This window comes from Gemmatimonas groenlandica (assembly GCF_013004105.1).
Lineage (GTDB): Bacteria > Gemmatimonadota > Gemmatimonadetes > Gemmatimonadales > Gemmatimonadaceae > Gemmatimonas > Gemmatimonas groenlandica.
Genome location: NZ_CP053085.1, coordinates 4,672,036 through 4,694,422 on the forward strand (window position 1 = coordinate 4,672,036; position 22,387 = coordinate 4,694,422).

16 protein-coding genes are annotated in these 22,387 nt (G+C 64.8%); 9 read left to right on the top strand and 7 right to left on the bottom strand.

What is annotated here, in order from left to right; translation table 11 throughout:
- The first annotated feature begins 19 nt into the window (after positions 1-19).
- Entirely contained in the window at positions 20-3,160 is a 3,141-nt protein-coding gene (locus HKW67_RS20080) for a TonB-dependent receptor (protein ID WP_171227088.1), read from the top strand.
- Positions 3,160-4,692 carry an alkaline phosphatase family protein gene (locus tag HKW67_RS20085; protein ID WP_171227089.1) on the top strand — a complete coding sequence of 511 codons (1,533 nt, stop codon included), beginning with the start codon at positions 3,160-3,162 and terminating at the stop codon, positions 4,690-4,692. Before HKW67_RS20080 ends, HKW67_RS20085 begins: the two co-directional genes overlap by 1 nt.
- Before the next feature lie 17 nt (positions 4,693-4,709).
- On the opposite strand, the gene HKW67_RS20090 is transcribed toward HKW67_RS20085, so the two are convergent.
- The 3 genes from HKW67_RS20090 to HKW67_RS20100 are packed head-to-tail and all read right to left on the bottom strand — an operon-like array spanning position 4,710 to position 8,135.
- The gene (locus tag HKW67_RS20090; RefSeq protein WP_171227090.1) at positions 4,710-5,777 is read right to left on the bottom strand and encodes a saccharopine dehydrogenase family protein; all 1,068 of its coding nucleotides are present in this window, start codon (positions 5,775-5,777) and stop codon (positions 4,710-4,712) included.
- Entirely contained in the window at positions 5,774-6,595 is an 822-nt protein-coding gene (locus HKW67_RS20095; protein ID WP_206044515.1) for an SDR family NAD(P)-dependent oxidoreductase, read from the bottom strand. The genes HKW67_RS20090 and HKW67_RS20095 overlap by 4 nt, the downstream gene beginning before the upstream one ends.
- A complete protein-coding gene (locus tag HKW67_RS20100; protein WP_171227762.1) occupies positions 6,588-8,135 on the bottom strand; it encodes an NAD(P)-binding protein in 1,548 nt (515 codons plus the stop codon). The genes HKW67_RS20095 and HKW67_RS20100 overlap by 8 nt, the downstream gene beginning before the upstream one ends.
- 139 nt (positions 8,136-8,274) lie before the next feature.
- On the opposite strand from HKW67_RS20100, the gene HKW67_RS20105 reads away from it, so the two are divergent.
- A complete protein-coding gene (locus tag HKW67_RS20105) occupies positions 8,275-11,271 on the top strand; it encodes an amidohydrolase family protein (protein ID WP_171227091.1) in 2,997 nt (998 codons plus the stop codon).
- A 29-nt stretch (positions 11,272-11,300) separates the two neighbouring features.
- A complete protein-coding gene (locus tag HKW67_RS20110; RefSeq protein WP_171227092.1) occupies positions 11,301-12,686 on the top strand; it encodes an amidohydrolase family protein in 1,386 nt (461 codons plus the stop codon).
- A gap of 77 nt (positions 12,687-12,763) precedes the next feature.
- Here the strand turns inward: HKW67_RS20110 and HKW67_RS20115 are convergent, their stop codons facing one another.
- Positions 12,764-13,252 carry a PA2169 family four-helix-bundle protein gene (locus tag HKW67_RS20115; protein WP_171227093.1) on the bottom strand — a complete coding sequence of 163 codons (489 nt, stop codon included), beginning with the start codon at positions 13,250-13,252 and terminating at the stop codon, positions 12,764-12,766.
- 154 nt (positions 13,253-13,406) lie between these two features.
- On the opposite strand from HKW67_RS20115, the gene HKW67_RS20120 reads away from it, so the two are divergent.
- The 4 genes from HKW67_RS20120 to HKW67_RS20135 all read left to right on the top strand — a co-directional run bounded on the left by HKW67_RS20120 (position 13,407) and on the right by HKW67_RS20135 (position 17,182).
- On the top strand, positions 13,407-14,402 hold the full coding sequence (locus tag HKW67_RS20120) for a hypothetical protein (protein ID WP_171227094.1): 996 nt from the start codon (positions 13,407-13,409) through the stop codon (positions 14,400-14,402).
- A gap of 271 nt (positions 14,403-14,673) precedes the next feature.
- Complete coding sequence (locus tag HKW67_RS20125; protein ID WP_343212895.1) at positions 14,674-15,120, top strand: fasciclin domain-containing protein; 447 nt, start codon at positions 14,674-14,676, stop codon at positions 15,118-15,120.
- Between the two features lie 110 nt (positions 15,121-15,230).
- Positions 15,231-16,349: an Acg family FMN-binding oxidoreductase gene (locus tag HKW67_RS20130; protein ID WP_171227096.1), complete on the top strand. Its 1,119-nt coding sequence runs from the start codon at positions 15,231-15,233 to the stop codon at positions 16,347-16,349.
- Positions 16,346-17,182 (top strand): DUF6544 family protein, encoded by an 837-nt coding sequence (locus tag HKW67_RS20135; protein WP_171227097.1) that lies wholly within the window; start codon positions 16,346-16,348, stop codon positions 17,180-17,182. The genes HKW67_RS20130 and HKW67_RS20135 overlap by 4 nt, the downstream gene beginning before the upstream one ends.
- Positions 17,183-17,211: 29 nt before the next feature.
- Here HKW67_RS20135 and bla read toward each other — a convergent pair whose 3' ends face one another.
- On the bottom strand, positions 17,212-18,111 hold the full coding sequence (gene bla, locus HKW67_RS20140) for a subclass B3 metallo-beta-lactamase (protein WP_206044516.1): 900 nt from the start codon (positions 18,109-18,111) through the stop codon (positions 17,212-17,214).
- A 94-nt stretch (positions 18,112-18,205) separates the two neighbouring features.
- Here bla and HKW67_RS20145 point away from each other — a divergent pair, with 94 nt between their 5' ends.
- Complete coding sequence (locus HKW67_RS20145; protein WP_171227098.1) at positions 18,206-18,748, top strand: cupin domain-containing protein; 543 nt, start codon at positions 18,206-18,208, stop codon at positions 18,746-18,748.
- Positions 18,749-18,772: 24 nt separating this feature from the next.
- Here the strand turns inward: HKW67_RS20145 and HKW67_RS20150 are convergent, their stop codons facing one another.
- The gene (locus tag HKW67_RS20150; protein ID WP_171227099.1) at positions 18,773-20,833 is read right to left on the bottom strand and encodes a HAMP domain-containing methyl-accepting chemotaxis protein; all 2,061 of its coding nucleotides are present in this window, start codon (positions 20,831-20,833) and stop codon (positions 18,773-18,775) included.
- A 176-nt stretch (positions 20,834-21,009) separates the two neighbouring features.
- Positions 21,010-22,269, bottom strand: a complete 1,260-nt coding sequence (locus HKW67_RS20155; RefSeq protein ID WP_171227100.1) for a sensor domain-containing phosphodiesterase — start codon at positions 22,267-22,269, stop codon at positions 21,010-21,012.
- Positions 22,270-22,387 lie beyond the last annotated feature (118 nt).

Below are 22,387 nucleotides of genomic sequence, written 5' to 3' on the forward strand. Positions count from 1 at the left end.
CATCTGCCCGCTTCGCATCATGCCTTCCTCGCTTCTCCGCCGAGTCGTCCTCTCAGCAGGAATTCTGCTCTCCGCGCTTTGTGCATCCGGTCGCGCCCTGTTCGCGCAAGGCACCGATGCCAGTATCCGCGGTGTCGTCGCTGACAGTGCCGGCGCTCCGGTGGCTGGCGCCATCGTAGAACTCCGCAACACTACGACGGGGTTCGTGTCGATGGTGCGCAGCAGTGATCGCGGGCGTTACGTCGCCACGCAGCTGCCGTTGGGCGGTCCGTACCGCGTCACCGCACGCGCCGTCGGCTTCCGCACCGGCGCCCGCGAGGGCATCACACTCAATATCGGCAGCGTAGCCACGGCCGATTTTCGCCTCGCCCCCGGCGCGGTGCAGCTTACTGAAATCACCGTCTCGGCCGAACCGGCACGCGTAGTCGAGCGCAACGGCGCGGTCACGCGAATCGGTGAACAGCAGGTCAAGGAACTGCCCAATCAGAATCGTCGCTTTCAGGATCTCACCAAGCTGTCTCCGCTCGCCGGAAGTGGCACCAGCCTTGGCGGCGCTCGGCCCATGAGCACCGATGTGCGCATCGATGGCGTGGGCGCGCAGATGAACAACACGGGCCAGACCTTTGCCGGTCCGCTCACGATGACGATGGAAGCGATTCGTGAGTTCGAGATCGCCACGAACGAGTACGATGTCACCAAAGGTCGTCAGGGCGGTGGGCTCATCAACGCGGTGAGCAAGTCGGGCACGAACCGCTGGGGTGGCTCCGCCTTCTCGTACTACCGCGACAAGAGTCTGACCACCGACGACTATCGTGGCTTGGCCGCACAGAACTTTACCGTCCGCCAGCAAGGCTTCAGCCTCGGTGGGCCGATCATCAAGGACAAGCTCACCGTCTTCGGTGTGTATGATCGTTCGGATCAGTCGCTGCCGCTGGAGATCATGAACGTGCGCAACAGCGCTGATGAAATCGAGCTGGGCATTGCCCGCGACTCGCTGACTCGTCTGTCGTCGATTTTGGCGAACAAGTATGGACTCGATACGACGCAGCAGCAGACCGGCGTGTTCAGCCGTAAGCCGCTCAGTCAGGCGTTCTTCGGCCGTGCGGATTGGCAGCTGGCGGCGAACCATCGGCTCACGCTGCGCAACAACACCACGCTCTACTCGGATCCCGAGGAAATCGGTCCGGACCAGACGCTGCATTTCGCAGAGAGCCGCGGCGGGGCTGAGGTGAATAGCACGGGGACGTTTGCGTCGCTGCGTTCAACGTTCGGCGGTGGCGTGGTAAACGAGTTCAAGCTGCAGGCGCTGCAGTTCACGCGTGAGCGTATCGCGCGCAATGAATTGCCTCGTGGATTCGTGCGTATCGCGTCGCGCTTGCCGGACAACTCCAGCCGGACGGTCAACGTGCAGTTTGGCGGCAATCGCTTGGCGCCGGAGAAGTACAAGGAGCGCCAGTACCAGTTGGCCAATACGCTCTTCTGGAATCGCGGCAATCAGACGCTGACGATCGGCACCGACAATATCGTTACGCAGATCCAGCGCTACCTGCCGGTGGAACAGCGCGGCCTATTCGAGTTTGACAATCTTGCGCAGCTCGATGCGCTCACACCGGCGCGATACAGCCGTCAGGTACCGCTGCGAGTTGGCGGCACGACCGCCGAGTTCACGGTGGCCGACCTATCGACGTTCGTGCAGTCGGAGTGGCACCTTGGTCGCGGTCTGACCGCTTCGGCGGGCGTACGACTCGACGGCGTGCAGTTCCTGACGGCCGCCGCGTACAATCCGCTGGTCGATCAGCGCCTGGGTGTGCGTACCGATGAGAAGCCGTCCAACTGGATCGTATCGCCGCGAGCGCAGGCCGTGTGGGATGTGCAGGGCGACGGCAAGAACGTGTTCCGGCTTGGCGGCGGACGGTTCAGCAGTCAGCCGCCGTACAACGTGCATGTGAATCACATCCTGCAGAGTGGGTTAGAGGCGGTCGACATCATTCAGGTCGGCGCACAGGCGCCGAGGCCGGATTTTGTGCGGTATCGGCAGGATTTGTCATTGGTCCCTGGCGTGCCGACCGGCGTGGATCCCTCCACGGTTCCGGCTTACGTGAACTACTTCTCGGGTGACTTCCGCGTCCCCACGACGTGGAAGCTGAGCGGTGGATACGAGCGGCGCCTCGGCCGCCTGCAGCTCGGGGCCTTTGCCTACTGGGCGCGTACGCAGGACAACTTCCAGTACTACGATCGCAACATGGTTGCCGATCCGTACTTCACGATCGAGGGCGGACGCGGAGTGTTCGTTCCAGCCGCCAAGATCACCGCCGCCGGTCGCACCAACAACGCGGACACACGCATCTACACCGATCTCGGGCGCGTGCTCGAGCTAGTGGGTGAATCCACGCTGGAACAACGGTCGTTGGTGCTGCAGGGCGCGCTCACGCTGCCACGCCAGTCGTCGCTCTCGCTATCGTACACGCGCAACGACACCAAGGACAACTCCAGCTTCAACTGCTGCGTCGCGCTGACGTCCACGTTCTCGCAGAACAGCGGCGATCCGCGTCGCCTGCAGGATGCCTTCGGGCCGTCGGAGGACAATTTCCGCGACAAGTTCGTAGCGGCGTTCCTGCTGCCGCGGGTGTGGGGCTTTCGGGTGACGGGTAGCTATGTGGGGATCTCCGGTCGTCCGTACTCGCTCGTCGTGAACGGCGATATCAATGGCGACGGGACAGCGAACAACGACCTCGCGTTCATCTTCGACCCGAACGATCCCGCCACGCCGGCGGATCTTGCCGCCGGCATTCGTAAGGTGCTGGACAATCCATCGAACCGGGCGCGGGACTACATCGCGAGTAATCTCGGGAAGATCGCCCCGCGCAACGCGGGCCGGTCGCCGTTCCGCGGTCGTACCGACCTGCGCGTCGCACGCGACTTCGGCACGGTCCGCGGACAGGCGATCGAGCTCACCCTCGACCTGTTCAACGTCGAGAACATGCTGAACCGGAAGTGGGGTGGCGAGTACAACCTAGGCGGCGCGCAACAGCTGTACGCGGTGAGTGCGTTCAATCAGACCACGCGCCGCTACACGTATCGAATCAACGAGAACGTCGGCACGGCGGTGAAGAGCGGTACGCCGTATCAGATCCAGCTCGGCGCCCGGTATCGCTTCTGATGCCGATGCCTCGCACGCTCCGGTCGGGCCGCGCGTGGTGGCGTGCGGCCATTCTCGTCGCCGCCTGTTCTCTCACGCTCCCGTGGCTGACCTCTCAGGCTCGAGCCGGCAGTGTCGCGCTACGTCAACGCCGGCTGAAAGTGGTCTTGGTCGTGTTCGACGGGCTGCGCCCCGACCACATCACGCCGGCCCGCATGCCGCGACTGCATGCCCTCTCCGCGAGCGGTGTAATGTCGTGGCAGCATCACTCGCTTTTTCCGACGGTCACTCGGGTCAACGCCAGTGCCCTCGCAACCGGCACGGGTCCTTCGGGACACGGCATCCTCGACAACAGCATCTTTCTGCCGTCGGTCGCTGATCGGGTGCTGAACACGGGCGAAGCACAGGATATGCTGCTTGCCGACAGTGTGCTGGCGGGTCGCCTGCTGACCGCCCCGACGATTGGCAGCCGTTTGCGCGAGGCGGGTCTGCGCATGATGGTGGCGAGCGCCGGTTCCTCGGGGTCGGCGTATCTGTTCGCGGGCGGCGCGGGGACGCCGGTCGTGAACGCCGATCTCGTCCTACCCCATGCGCTGTCACCTATGGTGGAGCACGTGTTAGGCGCGCCACCGGCCGATGCCTCACCCAACATCGGGCGTAACACGTGGGCGGTGGATGCGTTGCTGCGGGTCGGTGTCGACTCGCTCGATGTGGACGTGGGATATTTGTGGTTGTCCGATCCCGATCACACGGCTCATGGCGCGGGACTGGGTAGTGTCATGGCGGATTCCTCCATTCGCGCGGCCGATCGCGAATTCGGGCGCCTACTGGATGGGCTGGCGGCCCGTGCGCTCGCGCAGTCGGTGAACGTACTGGTCGTGTCGGACCACGGCTTCTCTACGCACGTGGGTGACACCAAATCCCTTCGCAAACAGCTGGGAGCGCTGGCCGACAGTGTGGTGATCGCCGGCAGCGCCATTCACGTGCGTCGTGGTGGAGCGGGGACACGGGATGCGGTCGTGCGTGTGCTGCAGCAATGGCCCGAGGCCGGAGCCATTTTTTCGGCGCCCACGGCGGCTAACGGCCTGGGCGCCGTGCGTGGCACGATTTCCACTGCGCAGATCGGCTGGCAGCATGCGCGTGCGGCCGACGTGCTGTACTCGGCCGATTGGTCGCACCAGCGCAACGGCGCGGGACATCGCGGCGACACACGCCAGTCGGGGGTGGCCGGACACGGAACATCGAGTCCGTACGACGTGACGGCGACGTTCGTGGCCAGCGGCCCGGCATTTCTCGTGGGTGCCCAAGCCGTCGCACCGAGTAGTAACGCTGACATCGTGCCGACGATTCTTCACCTGCTTGGGCAGCCGTCGACGCCGATCGGGGTGACGGGTCGGCCGCTGTTGGAGCTGTTGCGCAACGGCGGGGCCGGTGCACCGACGATCACGCGCGATAGCCTTGTCGCTGAAACTGCGGGCTATCGGACCGTCGCGTATCGCACACGCGTGCAGCAGACGTGGTACTTCGATTCGACGCGCACGACGCGTCGCTGACGCATCGGCGGCCGCCGCTACGCGCTCGCCACGTCTTCGCGTGTCACCCCGGCGCACGTCATCACCAGCTCCGCACCGTACACCTTCGCGGGCGTCTGATACCCGGCCTGGACCTCGCCCCGCATCACGCGCTCCACCACGGCGAGCGCGCAGGCCACCGTCCATTCCACACCCGCCTCGGGGCCGTGCAGGCGCGCCGAGGCATGGCCACCCGTACCGTCCGTCACCTCGCCCCACACGTGCGTCACCGTTTGCGCGCGACGCGACGGCGACGGGCCGGGCTTCACCCCGCGTCGCAACAGCGTGCGCACCCACCCCAGCGCGAGCAGCGGTCGCAGCCACTGCATCACCGCCATCGACTGCCGCGCCGCACGCGGCAACACGGTGTATTCCTCGATATTAGGGATGCCCGTGCTGTAGTACGCGGTGAACACATCCCCCCATGTGAGCTGCGTGACTTCCACCGGCCCGGCACCGAAGTCCACCGCGCGCATCTTCATCGGCGACGTGGCGCGTGCAAACTGGCCATTCACGCGAACACGGTTTCCGAAGCGCAACAGCTCGATCACCGTGCGCTGCGTGCCCGGCGGCAATCCGCTCGGCCCCACGCTGTGGAACGCCATCGTCAGGTGCGTGGCCGTGGGTAATCGCTTCTTGAGGTACACGGCCAAACAATCGGTCGGCACCACATCGAAGCCCACTGCCGGCATCAACATCACGCCGCGCGCTTGCGCCTCGGCATCGCGCGCGGCCGCCGCTTCGAATACGGGAAACTCCCCCGTAATGTCGAGGTAGTGCACACCTGTGCGCAGGCATGCGTCCACCATCGGTCGTGATGTATACAGGAACGGTCCCGCGCAGTGCAGCACGACCGAGACGCCGGCGAGCGCGGCGTCGAGCGCGCCCGCATCGTCCAGCGCGCACACGCGATACGCGAGTCCCAGCTCACGGCCGAGTGCGGCGAGTGCCTCCGCATTGCGGCCGGCCAAGATCGGCGCCATCCCGCGCTTCACGCACTCGCGGGCCATGGCCTCCCCCACGTAGCCGGTCGCGCCATACAGCAGAAAGGCGGTCGTTGCAGTCACTTGGGTAATCCTTTCGCCATGATCGACCAGTATGACACCGGCGCCAGTCGTGCCAGTAGTGACAGCCCCACCGCATCGCTGCCCACGAGCACACGCTTCCGGCGCTGTTCGATGCCCCGCACGATGATCTCGCCGGCCTTGGCGGGCGGCATGCGGAGAAACTTCTTGAAGGCCGCGCGCCGCTGGGCCGCCTCGGTGTCGTCCACGCCCTCCGGCGCCCGCGCACGTTCCGCGATGTTCGTGCGCACGCCACCGGGATGCACCACCGTTACGCCGACCGTGGTGCCATCCAGTTCGTGACGCAGCGCTTCGGAAAATCCGCGCACCGCGAACTTGCTGGCGGCGTACGCCACTTGCTCGGCCGGCGCCACGATACCGAAGATGCTCGAGATGTTGACGAGTCGGGCCTCGGTGCTGGCCCGCAGTAGCGGCAGGAAGGCGCGCGTCATGCTCACCACGCCATGGAAGTTGATGTTGAAGAGCCAGTCGAAGTCGGCTTCGCTCACCATTTCGAAGGTGCCGCCCAACGCCACACCCGCGTTGTTCACGAGCAGATCGGCACCGCCGTGCGCCTCGCGTACGATGGCGGGGAAGGCGGCGACCTGCGCGCGATCAGCCACGTCGAGCTGATGCTGGGTCACCCGCAGCCCGCTCACCGGCAGCAACGAGACGGTCTCGGCGAGACCCTCGGTGTTCACGTCGGCCAGCGCGAGATGACAGCCGCGTTGTGCCAGCGACGAGGCGATCGCGCGCCCGATGCCACTGCCGGCACCGGTAATCACGGCCGTACGGCCGCGCAGGGTCATCTGGTCAGTCATGCGCGGCGAACTCCAGCGCAGGGCGTTGCGACGGCGCGGGCACGGTGCGGAACTCCAGCGCTGGATCGTCCACGCGTCCATGCCGGAGCGAGAACAGATCCTTCACGTAGTTCTGGTAGAGTTTCCAGGGTGCGCGATCGCCCTGCTTCGGGAGATGGGCGAGCGCGCGCTGCACGTAGCCGGAGGTGAAGTCGAACACCGGCGTTTCCGTCATGGACGGATCACGACGTGGCGTCACCTGCGCGTAGCCGCGCGCGCCCATGTAGTTGAGGAGACGGCACACGTGCTGCGCGATCAAGTCGCACTTGAGGGTCCACGACGCGTTTGTATAGCCGACCGCCGCCGCCATATTCGGGACGTCACTGAGCATCATACCCTTGTACGTCATGCACTGGGCGAGATCGACGACCGCACCGTCAACGACGAGCGTCACCCCACTCAGCAGCGACATCCGTAGCCCCGTGGCCGCCACGATGATGTCCGCGTCGAGATGCGCGCCCGACTGCAGCACAATGCCCGTGGCATCGAAGCGTTCGATCGTGTCCGTCACAATCGATGCACGCTGCTCGCGCAGCGCCACGAACAGGTCGCCATCGGGCACCATGCAGAGGCGTTCGTCCCACGGTTGATAGCGCGGACTGAAGTGCTCTTCGAACGGGAAGTCGGCACCGAGCTGCGCTGTCGCGTCCGTGCGCAGCGCCTTCTTGAAGGTCTCCGGACGTGAGCGGGCGATGGAGTAGTAGAACATGCTGCGGGCCACGTTCTTCCAGCGCGAGATCGCGTACGCCAGCTTCGACGGCAGCACGCGACGCAACGCGTTAGCCACCGTGTCGACCGACGGCAGCGTGGCGATATAGGTGGGCGAACGCTGCAGCATCGTGACGTGTGCCGCGGCCCGGTCTCCATTCGCCATCGCCGGCACGAGCGTGACCGCCGTCGCCCCGCTGCCGATCACGACGACGCGCTTGCCGCGGTAGTCGAGATCCGCGGGCCAATGTTGCGGATGCACGAGCGGCCCCACGAAGTCCGACGCGCCAGGCCATGCGGGGGTGTAGCCTTGCCCGTAGTCGTAGTAGCCGGCGCAGCTGTACAGAAAGCCGCAGCTCAGACGCAGCGGTGTCCGATCGGCGCCGACTTCGAGGTGCACAAGCCAGCGGGCATCGGCCGACGACCATTCAGCCCGTACGAGGCGATGGCGATAGCGGATGGCGCGATCGATCCCGAATTCGTGCGCGGTGTCCTCGATATAGGCCTTGATCGACGGCCCGTCCGCGATCGCCTTCGCGTTCCGCCAGGGGCGGAAGCGATAGCCGAGCGTGTACATGTCGGAGTCGGAGCGAATACCGGGATAACGGAACAGATCCCAGGTGCCGCCCATCTGTTCGCGGCCTTCCACGATCGCGTACGACAGCCCCGCACACGCCGTTTGCAGATGCCATGCGGCGCTGATGCCGGATAGGCCGGCGCCGACAATCAGGACGTCGACGTGTTCCACGCTGATTTCACCGAGGCGCGGTGTGCTGTTGGAATCCCGGAGCATGTCGGCCATTCCTGAATTCTACGGAACCCCGAGACGTTTGGCGCCCACCGGCGTGCACGTCCGGTCATGGCATCGCGCGCGCACAGACCGCATACTTCGCCTGCTCGCAGCATTTCCCCTCCCGTATCCCGAGTCCCTCGTGAGAGCGTTTCGTTTCCTCCTCGGCCTGGCGGTGCTCGCTGCCGGATCGCTCGAGGCCCAGCAATCCTCGCGCACGGAGCCGGTGACCGGCCTGCGCGACAACTCCACGGGCTATCACGCCCTCGTCGGTGCGCGCGTGGTCACGGCTCCAGGCCAAGTCCTGACCAACGCCACGATCGTGGTCCGCAACGGCCTCATTACCGCCGTCGGCGCCGGCATGGCCGCGCCCGCGGGGGCTCGCGTGTGGGACCTCAAGGGTCTCACGGTCTATCCCGGCTTCATCGATGCCTCCGCTGACCTCGGCGGCGACGCACCCCCACAGGGCGGCGATGTTGGCCCCACCCACTGGAATCCGCAGGTGCGCGCGTGGTTCAGTACCACCGCCAATCTCAAGGACGATTCCACCCGCCGCACTGCCCTTCGCTCGCTCGGCTTCGGCACCGCGCTCGCCGTGCCGCGTCAGGGTATCTTCCGCGGCTCCGCCTCGGTGCTCAACCTCGGTGATGGCGGCGTGCGTGAACGCGTGTTGCGCCCCGATCTGGCCCAGTCGATCGGCTTTCAGCGCTCCTTCGCCCTCGGTGGCATGTACCCGAACTCCGCCATGGGGACGGTGGCGCTCATGAAGCAGACCTTCATGGACGCCGAGTGGTACATTCGCGCGTGGGGCACGTACGAAACCAGTGGCCGCTCGTTGCTGCCGCCCGAAACGAGCGAGGCGCTCTCGGCGCTCGCCAAGGCCGTGAAAGGCACGCAGCCCGTCTTCTTCGAGACCACCAGCGAAGAGGAATACCTGCGCGCGTACAAGCTCGCGCAGGAGTACAAGCTGACGCCGTGGTTTCGCGGCAGCGGACAGGAGTACCGTTTGATCGACGTGCTCAAGGGACGCACGCAGCCGCTGGTGTTGCCGCTGAACTTCCCCGACGCGCCGAACGTGTCGAGCCCGGAAGCCGCGACCAACGTGACGTTGGCTGACCTCCGTCATTGGTACCTCGCGCCCACCAATCCGTCGCAGGTCGCGGCGGCCGGCGTGCCCTTCGCGATCACCGCCGACGGCCTCTCGTCGCTTACGCAGTTCCTGCCCAACCTGCGCACCGCGGTGGCCCGTGGCCTCGCGCCCGACAAGGCGCTCGCCGCCCTCACCACCGTCCCCGCCGCATTCCTCGGCATCGAGAAGACGCACGGCACCATCGCCGTGGGCAAGGCCGCCAATCTCGTCGTCAGCGACGGCGATCTCTTCACCGAAGAGTCGAGCGTGCGCGATGTGTGGGTGCAGGGCCGTCAGTACGGTGTCACGCGTCCGCCGCAGGTCGACCCGCGCGGCACCTGGACGATTACCTCAGACGACGCCGGCACCTTCAAGACGGCCACGCTGCGTCTCGAAGGCCCGCTCAATCGCATCCGTGGTACCGTGGAAATGGCCGGACGTCGTCCGGTCCCGCTCACGTCGGTGCGCGTCATCGCCGAGACGGGTCGTCTCGAAGCGACCTTCGCCGGTGAGCCGCTCGGGCAGGAAGGCGCGCTGCTGCTCGCCGGCTCCGTGCGCGACACGACCTTCTTCGGCTGGCTCTCGCTCCCCAACGGTACCGACGCCCAGTATCGCGGCGCGCGTACCGAAGCGTTCGAAGGCCCCGCCCGCGGCGCCGTGGCGGTAAAGGTGCCGAAGATCGATCTGCCGTTCATCCGGCCGTCCATGGAGTTCGGCCGTTCGGCGCCGCCGATGCAGCCGGCCGTGGTGCTCGTGCGCAACGCGACGGTGTGGACGCAGGGACCACAGGGGCGGATGGAAAACGCCGACCTGCTGGTGCAGGCGGGCAAGGTAGTGCGCGTGGGACAGAAGCTCGCCGCCCCCGCCGGCGCGGTGATCGTCGACGCCACCGGCAAGCACGTCACGCCGGGACTCATCGATCCGCACACGCACTCCGGTGTCAGCGCGGTCAATGAATCGGGTTTCGCGATCGTGCCCGAAGTGCAGATGGGCGATGTCATCACGCACAACAACATCTGGTTCTATCGCCAGCTCGCCGGCGGACTCACGACCACGATGATCCTGCACGGCTCGGCCAATCCGATCGGCGGCGAGAACGTGTATGTGAAGACGCGGTGGGGCGGACTGCCCGACGACTACAGGATCGTGGGCGCGCCCCGCACGGTGAAGTTTGCACTTGGTGAAAACCCGAAGCGCAGCCCGACGCGCTATCCGAACACGCGCATGGGCGTGCAGGAAATCATCCGCGACCACTTCCTGGCCGCGCGCGATTACGAGAAGGAGTGGAAGAACTGGGAGAAGACGAAGACCGGTATTCCGCCGCGCAAGGATCTGCGCATGGAAGCCATCCTCGACATTCTCAACCAGAAGCTGCTCGTGACCTCGCACGGGTATCGCGCCGACGAATTCCTCGCGCTGGTTCGCCTCGCTGAAGAATTCGGCTTCCGCATCCAGGCGCTGCAGCACGGCGTGGAAGCGTACAAGATCGCCAGTGAGCTCAAGAAGTCCGGTGTCGCCGCCATCGTGTGGAGCGACTGGGGCGCGTTCAAGCTCGAAGCGTACGACGCGACGTCGTACAACGCGCGCTTGCTGATCGAAGCGGGTGTGGTCACGTCGCTGCATTCCGACGACGCCGAGATCTCGACGCGCATGAACTGGGAAGCGGGTAAGCTGCTGCGCTCGGGCGTCGACGAGGTCATGGCGCTGTCCACGGTGACCAACCAGTCGGCCAAGGCGATTGCGATCGACAACAAGGTCGGCTCGCTCGAAGCCGGCAAGGATGCCGACTTCGTGATCTGGAGCGGCAATCCGCTGTCGCAGTTCACGAAGGCCGAGCAGACGTGGGTGGATGGCCGGAAGTACTTCTCGCTCGATGAAGACAAGGTGCTCCGCGAGGAGATCGCGAAGCAGCGTGCGCAGCTCATTCAGGCCGTGATCGCGGCCGGAGTCACCGAGACGCCCGCCGCTGGACCGGCGCGTGGTCGCGGCGGCGAAGGAGCGCGCAGGTGATCCGTCCATTTCTCTCGACACTAGAAACCATGCGAACCATGAACACCACAGCGCGCCGGACGAGCACTCGTCTTACGACGCTGGCGCTGGCGACGGCGTTCGCCGGGTTGCTCGCGCCGCGCGCGGCGACTGCCCAGGAACGCATGACGGTGCCACCGCAGGAGCAGCCGGTCGTGCTACGCGGCGCCACGATTCATACCGTGACCAAGGGAACGATCACCAACGGCACCATCGTGCTCGATCGGGGCAAGATCACCGCGATCGGCGGCCCCGACATCGCGGTGCCGCGCGGCGCCAAGGTGGTGGACCTGGCCGGCAAGCACATTTATCCGGGCCTCATCGATGCCTACAGCACGGTTGGTATCACCGAGATCGGCTCGGTTGACGTCTCGAACGACATCAACGAACTCGGCGACTTCAATCCGAACGTACGCGCCGAAGTGGCGGTGAACGCCGAGAGCCGGCACATCGGCACGACGCGCTCCGCGGGGGTGTTGGTGGCCTTCAGCACGCCGGAAGGCGGCGTGATCTCGGGGCTGTCGTCGGCGATGTCCCTCGAAGGTTGGACGTGGGAAGAGATGTCGATGAAGGGCGCGGCCGCGCTGAACGTGAAGTGGCCCGACCCGAACGCGCAGCCGCGTCGTGGTGGCGGCGGTGGCCCTGGCGGACGCGGTGGCCCGGCCGGCCCGCCGCCGAAGACGTACGCCGAGCAGGTGGAGCAGATCAAGGGATACTTCGCGGAAGCGCGGGCGTATCGTGATGCCGTGAAGTCGAATCAGTCGGTGCGCACCGATGCGCGGTACGCGGCGATGATTCCGGCCATCGACGGATCGATTCCCGTCGTGGTGGCGGCTGAAGGCGCGGCGCAGATCAACGACGCGATTACGTGGGGCAAGGCCGAAGGGATCAAGCTTGTGATCCGCGGCGGACGTGACGCGCTGTTCGTGGCCGATCGTCTCAAGGCCGAGAACGTGCCAGTGATCCTCACGTCGACCATGTCGGCGCCCGACCGCCAGTACGAAGGCTACGACAACGCCTACGCCACGCCGGCGAAGTTGCACGCGGCTGGTGTGAAGTTCGCCATTGCCGGTGGTAGCGGCGCGCTGTACAGCTATCGGCTGCCGTGGGAAGCCGGCGTGGCCGTAGCGTTCGGCCTGCCCGAAGAAGAAGCGCTCAAGGCGGTGACGATCAATGCCGCCGAATTCATGGGCGTCGCCGACAAGGTGGGCTCGTTGGAAGTCGGCAAGGAAGCCACGCTATTGATCACGACGGGGACGCCGCTGGACATGACGAGCAACATCATCCAGTCGTACATCCAAGGTCGTGAGATCAACATGATGGACATCCACAAACTCTTCTTCCAGAAGTACATGGAGAAGATCAAACAGCAGGCGCCGAGAAAGATCACGCCGTAACGCATGGGTGATTACCGCAAAGCGCCGCCGATATCCCACGAGATATCGGCGGCGCTTTGTCGTTACGCGCTTAGACGTTACGCGGTCGGGCGGTCGTGGTCTTCGTGCTTCGTGTCACGATGCTGATTCCGGAGGTCACGGACCTTGTCATGCGCGGCGCGCACGTCGTCAGCCTGTCGCATCACCAGCGGTCGCAGGTCGCTCGGCAGTGTCTTGCCGAGAGCATCGGCATAAGCCTTCTTGGCATAGTCTTCGCCGCGCTCGCATTCGTCGAGGATCGACTGATCATCGTCGGTCGAGACCGCCGCTTTCACCGCCATCCAGCCGCGATGCGCAGCGGCAGCAGCATGCCCCATGTCGGCGGGCGTGCCACCGATACGCTCGACTTCCACCTCGAGCTCATGTGTAAACGTCTTGCGCTGCGTGGCAAGCGTCGAAAAGAGCTGCTTGAGGTCGGCGCTGTCGGCGCGCTCAGCCGCAGCGGCGAATCCCTTTTCGCCATCGCGGCAGGTTTCGATCAGATCATTCATGACCGAGACGGCTTCGTTGTTCGTATCGCTGGACATGGGTCTCCTTGCGGCAAGTGTATCGAGGTGTCGGGACGAACATGCGTTCCGACGAACACTGGTTTGCAAGGCGTGGGCCACGCAGCAGCTCAGGTGTGACTCACACACGTGCCCTCGACTTGCCGGCAAATTGTCGAGGTCGTAGCTTCGGCACATGGCCAAGAAAGACGACGCCGTCCGGATCAGCGACACCATTGCCTTCATTCGCACCGCCACGGTGCCGAATGCGCATCTGCCAAAGCGAAAGATCGTGGCGGACATGCTGCAGGACCGTGAGCAAGCGAACAAGATCGCCGACAACATCAGCCCGGCGATGTCGCAAGGAAGCAATTACGCGATTATCGGACGCGAGAGTGTGCAGGAGGTGCGCCACTACCGCCGTGCCATCATTCTGATCAAGAGTGTCCTGCTCAACATCGACCGCAACGACTCGGCGCGGGATGCCGGCTTGCTTCCTGATGCGAACGTCGCGGCGGAACTTGGCAACGTGCTCGCGATGGTCACGAACTGTGTCGACGATCTCACGACCAAGCTGGCGCTCCTCAAAGCGCAGCCGCTACAGTTTCTACTGCACCACAGCTTGCAGGTCGTGACGGCGCCGATGTCGCAGACGTACGACTATGCGTTCTACTACGACAGTCTCAATCAGGTGTACACCTTCTGCCTTGAAGACGCGGTCGGTTCGTATGCCTACATCGTCGAGCGTGTCTTTCAGGTGCATGTGCAGAAGTACGCAGCACTTCCCACGGTGGCTGGCCAGGGCAATGCCGCTGCGGTACGCACGATCTCGGGCGCGGTGGTGAATGGCGCTGATCTGATGGTCACCACGCAGCTCACCGGCTGCGCGATCCCGTTCCATCTGAACGGCGCTACCCTGGTCGCGGCGCACGTGCAGCCGGCAGGCAAGGCCGAAGACATGACCGCCGACCTCCGGGCAAATGGGCGACTGACGATGGCGCCCAACATGACGGGTGTATTCGGGGCAACAGCGCCCAAGGGCAACAGCGTACTGAACTACCAGAAGGACGGCTTCTACAACTACTGCATCGGCGTGCGCATCGGTGGATCGTGGAATCTGTACGCGCAGCAGCGCCCCAAAGCGTACGGCAACCACGTGGGCGCCGCACTGGACGCGTGGCGCATCACGTAGCGCTCGGCGTGCGATCTGAGCAGTAGTTCATGCGTCGGATCCGTTGCTGGCACGGACGAACGGGTCCGTGCGTTCATTCGTTCGATGACACGGGCCGGGATCTCGCACGGTCGAGTCCGTCCGTATTGATGTCTGCGCGCCGCGCAGGATCAACTCACCTTCTCAACGAGCCTGTCACATGATCCGTCGTACTCTTGGTGCACTCTCCATCGCCCTGCTCGCTGCCTGCTCGGGCGAGAAGACCGATGCGGCCACGCCTGCTGCTGACAGCATGGCTGCCGCGCCCGCCGCTGAAGCGCCGGCGCCGAAGGACATTGTCGAGACCGCTATCGCCGCCGGCACCTTCAACACGCTCGCGAAGGCCCTCACGGCCGCCGGCCTTGTCGAAACGCTGAAGGGCGCCGGTCCCTTCACGGTGCTCGCGCCGACGGACGAAGCCTTCGCCAAGATCCCGGCCAAGGATCTCGAAGCGTTGCTCGCCGACAAGGCCGCGCTCACGAAGGTACTCACGTACCACGTGATCGCCGGCAACGTGCCCGCCTCGACCGTGACGACACTCACCGAAGCCACGTCCCTCGAAGGCAGCAAGATCGCGATCAAAGTGGTCGACGGCAAAGTGATGCTCAATGGTGCCAGCGAAGTCACGTCGACGGACATCGCCGCGTCCAACGGCGTGATCCATGTCATCAACACGGTGTTGATGCCGCCCAAGAAGTAACTCGCTAGGCACGCGCGCGGCTTCATTGGAGCCGCGCGCTGGCCGGCCGCCGTCGGCCACGGACCGAATGTTGCACGCCTGGTGTGGAGTACACACCCCGGGAGCGCACGATGCACAATGCTCGACGCGATGCCGTGAAGCGTATCGCCAGCACAGCTCTGGCGGTCGGCGTTGCTCCGTTGCTGAGCGCGTGTCTGGACCCCACACGCGAGGACCGCGCGCAACGTGATGATGTCGTGCGCGCACTGGACCCGGCGCTCGCCGATGTGCTGTACCACGCCTCACTCGCGCCAAGCGGACACAACGCGCAGCCGTGGATGATTGGTGTCACCGCACCGAACCGGCTCGTGATCAGCACGGCGCGTGATCGATGGCTCCACGAGGTCGATCCGCAGAACCGCGAACTGCTGCTTTCGTTTGGCTGCTTTCTCGAGAACATGATCGTGACGGCACGGCACCGCGGCTTTCATCTCGAGTACCAGCTCGTCGGTACCTCGCCTGCCACCAGCGAGATACTCGACGTGACGTTGCGTCGCGCGACGCCGGTCGCCTTCCCGCTCGAGAGCATCCAGCAGCGGCGTACCGTGCGCAGCCATCATCTCCGCGCTGCGCTCACGCGTGCCGACGTGCAGGCGATCACGGCGCCGTTCGGGGACCACGCGGCGTATTTCCCCTTCGGATCCACGCGCGCCACGTGGCTCGCGGAGCAGACGATCGAGGCCAATCGCGTTCAGGCGTATCGCGAACCGGCGCAGCGCGAGCTCTCCGAATGGATCCGGTGGGCCGACGACGACGCGCGCCGAGAACGAAATGGACTGACGCCCGCGTCGATGGAGATCACCGGGCTCTCCGGATGGTACGTACGGCACTTCATGACCCGAGCCGACGTGATGAAGCCGAAATTTCGCGAACAAGGTCTGGACGCGGTGCGTGCGCAGGTCGGCGATTACGGTGGATGGCTTGTGATCACCAGCGCGGACGCCTCGATGTCCACGCTCATCGAAACGGGGCGCTTGGTCGAGCGCATGTGGCTGGGATGCCGCGCGCGCATGATCGCCATCCATCCCATGACGCAGATACTCGAGGAGTCGCCCTTCCGCGACCAGGTCGGCGCGCAGCTTGGTCTCGCGGGCCGCGTACAGTTTCTTCTGCGCGTCAGCTACATCAAGGAGTACCCCGCACCGGTGAGTCTGCGGATGCCGCTCTCGCGCTTGGTGAGCACGCTATGACTGGACCTCGGACGATCGTGACAGAGCTACTGCTGGCGATCGCGACTGGTGCCGCATGGTGGGTCCGCTCGGCATTCCGTGCGCGCTTTGCGCACGACCGCGACATGCTGCTGGCGCGCGCGATGCCGCCAGCCTCGCTCGTGACCGAGGCTGACCTCGCGCAACTTCCACTGCCCATGCAAACGTACCTGCGCCGTGTGGGTGCGGTGGGACGGGCACGCATACGCAACCTGCGGGTCACCTTCACCGCGCAGATGCGCAGCAGCGCGTCCGCGCCATGGATGCACGCCACGGCCACGCAATACGAGTTCTTCTCGCCGCCGGCCCGTTTGTTCTCCATGAGCGCGAGCCGCTCGGGCATACCATTCGATGTCTTGCATCGCTACCTAGATAACGCCGCCACGTTTCAGGTCCGGATTGCCGGTCTGATTCCCATGGTGAACAAGTCGGGTCCGGGAATCACGCACGATGAGACGGTCACGCTGATGAACGACGTACTGGTCTTGGCGCCGGCGGCCGTGCTGGATATGCCGTTCACGTTCGAGACCATCAACGCACGTTCGCTGCGGGCCACGTTCAGCAATGCCGGCTTTACCGTGACGGCACACGTGACCTTCGACGAGGCGGGTGACCTCGTGGGCTTCGTCTCCGACGACCGCTCCCACGACCGTGAGGGTGGCGCCGCCACATGGTCGACACCGATTTCCGGCTATCGCGAAGTGGACGGCATCCGCGTGGGCTCGCTGGGCGACGCCAACTGGATCGAGCCCTCCGGCGAGTGGACCTATGGCCGCTTCCAGATCTCATCGATCGCGTACAACGTGACGAGCTGACCTGCGCGTTCGCCTACTACGGAAAGCCGCTACAGGCGTGAGGACGCCTCGGTGGCCAGCCGCTTCGCGAACGCCGCCCGTGAGGTCGCGGCGTAACGTTTGCACGCGTCGGGGTCCACCAGCCCCGGTGCATCGCCGGTGGCCGCCAATCGCTCCCATAGCTTCGTCGCGCTCGGATGCGGCGTGATCAGCACATCACAGCGCAGTTGCTCGATGCGTGCGTGCCCTCGTGCAAAATCGGCGGCGGCCGACGGATAGCGAGGGTCACCGGCGTACCGGAAGCTGCTGTCTGAAATCGGCGTCTGACTGTCGGCGTACACCAGGTCGAGACAGCGCGCCCCCTCGCACGTCCGCCAGCTCCACGTCGTGCCGCCGGCTGTGTGCCCCGGCGTGAAGTGCGCCACCAACGACAGCGCGCCCACGCGGACCGTATCGCCATCGGCGATCTCGCGAACGAGCGGCACTTTCGGATACGCCAGCAGCATCGCGTACTGTGGATCGTTGGCACCCGCGATACCCGCGCGCATCGTCTTCGCACTGGATGCACTGGCCGCTACTGCGGCACCCGTCGCCCGCGCCAGCTCGGCAATGCCGCCCGCGTGATCGTAGTGATCATGCGAGTTGAGGATCAGCTTCACATCCTGCAGGCGGAAGCCGAGGGCGACGATGTTCTGTAGAATGAGCGGCGCCGACTCGGGGAGTCCGCCATCGATCAGGACATGTCCCGCCGGCGACGTGATGAGGATCGCGCTCAATCCATCCGTGCCCACATAATAGCTGTTGCCGAAGAGCTTCGTCGGCGCGTGTGGCGCGTTCCACCCGGCGCAGCTCGGGCATTCCTTCGCGGTGTAGCTCTGGGCTGAGAGTGGTGCGGCGAGAAGCGCGCTCAACAGACCGAGTGCGGCGGCGCGGGACATCCATGCGTTCATCGGCGACGGTCCGGCTTGGAGAGAAATATCAGCGGCTGACTCGTAGATTTAGCACACCGCACACCCCTGCGTCCGCTCTCTTCCGGGCTCTGCCATGCCACCGACGTCGCGTCGTTCATTCCTCGGAGCCGCGATCAGCGCGGTCCCCCTCCTAACCGGCGCCACGTACGCGCAGCCACCGGCCAAGGCGGCGTTCGTCCGCGCCGGCGACGATCGTGAAGGCGTACACAAAACGCTCGGCATCAGCACGATCGACTTCAAGGTCACGTCGGCCGATAGCGGTGGGGCGATGCTGGTCATCGAGAACACCAATCGCGCCAAAGGCGGGCCGGCCAAGCACCTCCACACGACACAAGACGAGCTCTTCTACTGCATCGAGGGCGAGTATCGCATCGAGATTGGTGGCGTTCGCTATGACCTCAAGGCGGGCGATTCGATTCTGGCGCCACGACGGGTGCCGCACGTGTGGGCCTTCGTGGGCAATACCATGGGACGTCTGCTGATCACGTTTACGCCCCCAGGCGCCATGGAGGCGTTTTTTCGTGAAGTGTCAAAGGGCAATGCCATGCCCATTCAGGACCCAGAACTCTGGCGCGCACACGGCATGGAACTGCTTGGTCCGCCGCTCCCCGTGTAGGCAGAGCGACGGACCCACGCCGCGCTAGAAGATCGCCAGGTCGGCGCTGCCCACGGTCCGCCCAACCTTTGCCGCCGCCTTGACCGCCTTCACCGCCTTCACCGCCTTCACCGCCTTCACCGCCGCATTTCCGCGACGCGCTCCGGCATGGCTGGAAAGCTGGAACGTCCCCACCAAGTCCGACATGGTGATCGACTGACCGGCCAGTTCTTCGGAGGCGCTGGCTGATTCCTCGGCGTTCGCCGCGACTTGCTGCGTGACGGCGTTCAACTGACCCACCGCCGCGTTGATCTGCTCCACGCCATCGGCTTGCTGCTCGCCGGCCAGCGCGATCGCCGCCACGATCTCCGTCACACGGCGTACTTCGTTGTCGATCTCCACCAGCTTCGCCATCACGTCGGCATTCGACAGCACACCCTGCGCGGCGTGCGACACCGAGCCTTCGATCAGGGCCGCCGTCGTCTTGGCCGCCTCGGCGCTGCGAATGGCGAGGCTGCGTACTTCCTCGGCGACCACGGCGAAGCCACGACCGGCGTCGCCGGCCCGCGCGGCTTCGACGGCCGCATTGAGCGCGAGCAAATTCGTCTGAAATGCGATCTCGTCGATCGTCTTGACGATCTTCGCGGTCTCGTCGCTGGAACGTTTGATCTGCTCCATGGCGGCGGAGAGCTTGTCCATGCTCGCGCGTCCCTCCGTTACGCGATCACGCGTGCCGACGGCCATATCGCGGGCGAGGCGGGCGTTGGTGGCGGTTTCCTTCGACGAGGATGACATCTCCTGCAAGCTGCTGGACACTTCCTCGAGCGATGCGGCCTGTTCCGACGAGCCCTGCGCCAGCGCCTGACTGCCACTGGCGATCTGCGTGCCGGCGGCCGAGACCTGCTCCGAGGCACCGTACACCTGCGAGAGTGCATCGTCGAGTGTTTCTGCCGCGACGTTGATGGACTGCTTGATGCGGTCGAAGTCGCCTTGGTACTGTCCCGTCACCCGCGCCGTGAGGTCGCGGTCGGCCACTCGCGACATCACATCCGACGCCTCATTGATCGGCGTCACCACTGCGTCGAGCAGATCGTTGATACCCTGTACCAGGTCGCGGTACGAACCACGGAACTGCTGTGCGTCCGAGCGTTGTTGCAGATTGCCGCCACGGGCCGCGGTCACGAGCGTTCCTGTTTCATCAACGAGCAGTTGCACCGTTTGACGAAGGGTGACGAACGACTCGCCAAGCGTATCCTTGTCGCTTCGCACGGCCACCTGGCGTGACGTATCGCCGGCGCTGATGGCAAGCGCAACGCTAGCGAGCTCGCGCTGCGCCAGCACCATTTGCTGCATCGCGGCGGCAAGCTGTCCTGTTTCGTCCTCGCTGGCTACCGTGATGTCCTGCCCAATGTCGCCGAGGACGAGACCATCGGCTACCCGACGTAGGCTGGCGAGGGCCGCGACAATCGGCCGTGTGATACCTGTCGCCGCGAGTCCGGCGACGATCAGCGCTATGGCGATGATGATGAGCAGCGTGCGTATCGACGAGGTCGCGGTATCGTCGCCAGCCTTGGCCGTCGCGGTCATCAGTCCGAGCTTCGACTCCTGCAACGAATCGAGGATCGCATCAATGGTGTCGGCGTGCGCGCGAATCGTGCTGAGGCGCGCCTTCCCCGCTTCGTCATTGCCTGCTCGCGCGAAGGCGACGATTTCGTCCTGCATCGGGCGCAGTACACGGAACCGCTCCAGCAGTCGCGCGGCCTGCTGCTTCTGTTCGTCGCGTTTGATGTGCTTAGCGTACTCCGCGAATTCTGCCTGAAATGTGGAATCGTACACTTTGATGTCAGCGGCCCGCTTGTCGACCGCTGCCGCATCGTCATCCAAGATCGCATTGCGAACGGCGCGTGAAATGCGCAGCACCTGAACATTCGCCTCCTTCAGATGCAGCGCGGGCATAGCGTGCGACACTTGCATTTCACTCATGAGGCCATTGATCCGACGGGCTGTCGCGATGCCTTCATACCCGACGACAACGAGCAAGATTGCCACGGCGCCGAAGCCAAGTGCGAGCTTACGGCCGATCGGGAGGTTCGAAAACCACTGCATTGTTGCTCCGGGAGCCTACGTCATCAGTCCCGCCAGAGTGGCAACCGGCTTCGGTCGCGCGGTGCTCGGCAGAGCTGCTCAGGACGCCGCATCGTACGCCTTGGGGGTACACCTCGCAGGCGCACATTGTATGCTGCGTCTCGCGAGAAACGAGTCGCCTCTCGCGCATTTCACAATCAGTGTCGTACGTGACAGCTATCGGTGCACGAGTCGGTGACGTGCGCAGGCAGCCACGCGGCAGTGGCAAGTGGTCCCGGCTTGCCCAGCAGATATCCCTGACCTCGCTGTACGCCAAGCCGGCGGAGCGTCTCCATCTCGCCGTCGGTTTCGATTCCCTCGGCCACCACGGTGGCACCCGTTTCGCCGGCGTAGAACGTCATCGCGGTCACGAGTGCACGCAGCGCCGGTTCCTGGTCGATGTTTCGTGTGAGCGACATGTCGAGCTTGATGAGCTCAGGAGCGAGTTGGATGATATGCTGCAGCCCCGAGTAGCCGGCGCCGGCGTCGTCGATCGCGACGCGCAGGCCCGCCGCCTTAAACGGCGCGAGTACCGCGTGGAGGTCGGCGTAATTGCCAACTCTCGCGTGCTCGGTCACCTCCAGGATCGTGCGGTGCATGAAGCGCGCGTCGAGGAGATCCGACAGGCGCCCCGAGAGAATCGCGTCGGGCGATGCATTGACCGAGAGGGAGATTTCGTCAGGAAGGTGCATGAACGCCGTTAACGCCGCCCGTATGGCTGCCAATTCGAGTTCGATGCCCAGGCCGACTGCCTCCGCCTCGGCGAACCACACATCAGGCGTGCGGTACGGCGTGGCGGCGAAGCGCGACAGCGCTTCACACGAAACCACGACGTTGGTGCTCAAATCATAAATCGGTTGATAGGCGATGGAGAACGCCTCTTCCGCGATGATCGATTCGATGCGCGCGCGAACTTCCCGTCCAGAGCGATGCTGCTCGAGCTCCGTATTGACCTGCTTGGCCGCAATGCCGGCGAACACGCGCAGCATATCCAGGTCGCGATCGTTCAGCGACGGATTCGGCCGCGGACTCAGGCAGCAGAACATGCCAAACGCCGATCCGTCGGGCCGTAGTACGGGAACACTGGCGTGCGAGCCGATCGGCGTCGAATGCGTGATCGGCATCGACATGGCGAGCGGGAGCAACGACGTGTCTGGAATCAATTCCGGCAAGCGCCCTTCGAGAATGTGCATGCAGTACACGTCGTCGAGTGCCTGTGAGTCTCCCGGCTTGATCAAGTGCTCCAACCCGGGCGCGTCGACTCGCCGAAACACAGTACGGCCGTCGATGAACTCGGAGAAGTACGCCACCTCCATGTCGAGATGCGTGCGGATCGCGTGAAGCGCATCCTGGATCACGCAGCTGTCACCAGACAAGGCCTGGCCGAATATGTCGAAAGCGGGGGCGGCGAGATTCATACCGAAGTGGAGCGAAGAGAATGCATCGTAAACCAACGTCACTGCGGGTATCGACGTCGGTGCGATGGCTCTTAATAGCAATGATTCCAGATTCTGAAACTGCTGCCGATAGTACCTT